This window comes from Barnesiella sp. CU968, assembly GCF_905219685.1.
Lineage (GTDB): Bacteria > Bacteroidota > Bacteroidia > Bacteroidales > Muribaculaceae > Lepagella > Lepagella muris_A.
Map to the genome: position 1 here is coordinate 1 of NZ_CAJMXD010000432.1, position 2,297 is coordinate 2,297.

2 protein-coding genes are annotated in these 2,297 nt (G+C 45.7%); both read left to right on the forward strand.

Features of this window, described 5'->3' with window-relative positions; genetic code table 11:
- The first annotated feature begins 83 nt into the window (after nt 1-83).
- Complete coding sequence (locus JX312_RS12435; RefSeq protein ID WP_204458213.1) at nt 84-1,151, forward strand: phage integrase SAM-like domain-containing protein; 1,068 nt, start codon at nt 84-86, stop codon at nt 1,149-1,151.
- Between the two features lie 54 nt (nt 1,152-1,205).
- A partial coding sequence (locus JX312_RS12440) for a helix-turn-helix domain-containing protein (protein ID WP_204458215.1) occupies nt 1,206-2,297 on the forward strand: 1,092 nt, incomplete at its 3' end.

Sequence of the window (2,297 nt, forward strand, 5' to 3'; positions counted from 1 at the left end):
AAAACTGAATTTTGNCCCGCCCAANAATGTTTTCTTCCGTCAAATCGCTAATTTTGCACTTGCCAGTTGAGAGTAGGCTTATTTTGCTCAATCGGTTCTCGGTTGCCGACCTCAAAAGCCATGTTGAAAAGTCGGAGGGGAAAGTGACAGAAAAAACGATTAGAGCTGATGATACTTTTTCTTATTGGGCAGCACTTGGCGCATCGAAAGAAAAAGTAAAGACTCGCGCGATGTATTCCTCTGCCCTTGACTGGTTCAAGCTATTCCGAAAGGATAAACCCATTTCTCTCGGAGCTGTCGATACCGTCATAATCACACGCTTCGCCAAATGGCTTGATGAACAAAAAGCACGCAACGGCACGGATCTGCCGCTCTCTTTGGACACACGAATGGTAATTCTTCGTGCCACTCGTGCCGTGTTCAATCAGGCTTATAAAGATGGACACACCACTATGGCACCCAATTTCAAAGGTCTTATCCATGCCGGCAATCGTCGTCGCCTGAACGCCTTGACTGTGGAAGAAGTGTTGAAGTTGTGGGAATATTGGCTCGCTTCTCCTGATAAACAGTCAAAACATGCCCGTGCCGTGGGACGCTGGTTGCTCCTTTACTGTCTCAACGGTATGAACACCATAGATATGGCTAAACTTGTCTGGACAGAGAAGGCGGCAGTCTCGCAGAAATTTCCGCAATTTGTTTTCATCCGCTCCAAGATTGACAGAGCTAACAAACCTGTCGGCAAGCAGCTTGATGAAACATCAGTACCGATTATTCCGCAGTTACGGCAGTTGCTCGATGTATATGCCTCGCAATATAGTCCCGGTGAGCTTGTTTTCCCTGACATCTTTCTCAATGCTGTTACAGATGAGCAGAAAGCAATCCGCGTTCACGATTTTAACCGTCGGATTTCAAAGAACATCAAAGAGGTATGTGAGTCGCTTGGTATCCAGTGCGTCACGCCCCAGTATGCCCGCAATTCTTTCATTTCAGCTTTGGCACATCACGGCGTTATGACTGCCTACATTGACTATGCCGTAGGACACGCCACATCAGAGGTGTCGGCACTACTCGCCGGTTACATATCCAATGTAACACCCGCTNTGATGCAGGCTTTCAATGAGAAAATCTTTATCATTCCTCCGATTCAGTGATTTTTTGTTTTCCCCAGGCATGGGAAATCCATTGAAAATGATTAATTTTGTATTATGGCAACTAACAACTCAGAAATAGACGATAAGAAATACATTGACCAACTTCTGGCTAATGGAGAACGAGTTACCCTTGAATGTAAAAAAGCCAGAAAAGATGTGCCACATTCGTTGTGGGAAACTTATTCCGCTTTTGCCAATACTGATGGCGGAATAATTCTTCTTGGTATCGACGAGAATTTGAAGGAAAAGGACATATCCAAACGCTTCACTGTCATCGGCGTTGAAGATGCCGCAAAAATACGCACAGATATTTGGAACACACTTAACAGCTGCGAAAAGGTAAGCACCAGCCTGCTTAGAGATGAGGACATCAATACCTTTTCATACGACGGTAAGGATGTTGTCGTTATTCATGTGCCTCGTGCTACCTATGAAGAGCGACCGGTATATATCAACAACAACCTTATGCGTGGCACTTACCGACGCCGACATGAGGGAGATTATCATTGTCCTGAACCAGTTATAAGGATGATGTTGCGAGATGCCTGTGATGACGGTAATGACCGTATGTTTCTCGAACATTATACGATGGATGACATAGATATTCCGACACTTGAAGCATATCGCAATATGTTCCGTGTGGCAAATCTTGAACACGTATGGAATGGTTTAGACCATAAGGAATTCCTAAAACAACTTGGAGGTTACACCGTTGACCGTGCTTCTGGGGAGGAAGGACTTACGATGGCCGGTCTGCTGATGTTTGGCAAAGGGTTGCCGGTACGGGAACGGTTTGATAACCTCCGCATGGATTATATAGACAAGTCCAATCTTGTTGGAGACCAACGATATAGCGACCGCCTGACCTATGACGGCACATGGGAGAACAACTTATTCAACTTTCTGCGATTAGTATTGCCTCGACTTACCCGCGACCTGCCACGTCCATTCAAGATGAGCGGTATTGTCCGCGAAGATGATACTCCGCAGAAGAAAGCTGTCCGTGAGGCTTTTACCAATATGATTATCCATGCCGACATGATGATAGGCAGCGGACTTCTCCGGGTTGAAAAATATGATGACAGGTTTGTGCTTACAAATCCCGGACTGCTGAAACTTCCGCTTGACCAGATATATGCCGGAGGA